Annotated in this window: 1 protein-coding gene; it reads right to left on the bottom strand. The window is 51.0% G+C overall.

What is annotated here, in order from left to right; translation table 11 throughout:
• Positions 1–74 precede the first annotated feature (74 nt).
• Positions 75–768 (bottom strand): IS256 family transposase (locus ACYVAA_RS22980; protein ID WP_460546440.1); only part of this gene is annotated, 694 nt, incomplete at its 5' end.

Below are 768 nucleotides of genomic sequence, written 5' to 3'. Positions count from 1 at the left end.
GGGAGTGTTAGCTAAACTCTGTCCTTTCCCTTCCCTGGGGCTAGCCCCAGGGAAGGGAAATTTCCACTAAATAATTAGGTTTCCGTATTGATGTCCAAACTGATCCTCCCCTCAAATTTAATGGCCAGTTGCTGGACTGTCAAGCTCCAGTTCTGTAGAGGGGTCGTCCATTTTTTCTCGATCCGCTGTGTGGCAAGATAAACCAGCTTTAGGAGTGCCATGTCACTGGTAAATGCCCCTTTGGTCTTGGTGACCTTTCTGACCTGTCGATGGAAGCCTTCCACCGCATTGGTGGTATAGATCAGCTTCCTGATGGGCGGTGTATAGGCAAAGAAGGCACTCAGCCTCTCCCAGTTGTCGTTCCAGGAACGGATCACTATGGGGTATTTCTTCCCCCACTTTTCTTCCAGGTCCAGTAATGCCGACTCGGCCAAGTCCTTTGTCTCGGCCTTATAGATTTTTTTCAGGTCACCGGCAAACTCCTTTTGGTTTTTGCTGGCCACGTACTTCAGGCTGTTCCGGATCTGGTGGACCACGCAGAGCTGGATCTCTGTTTTCGGGAAAATCGACCCGATCGCCTCGGGGAAGCCCTTAAGGTTATCGGTACAGGCGATCAGGATATCCTGTACTCCACGGTGCTGTAGATCGCTGAGTACCTGTAGCCAGAAGTTCGCCCCCTCGCTTTCGGAAAGGTACATGCCCAGTACCTCCTTCTTCCCTTCACGGTTGATCCCCAATACATTGTATAGGGCTTTATGGCGTACCTTG

It is taken from the genome of Echinicola sediminis (assembly GCF_054777495.1).
Note: the sequence above shows the minus strand (reverse complement) of the source record. Positions and strands in the feature narration are given on the sequence as shown.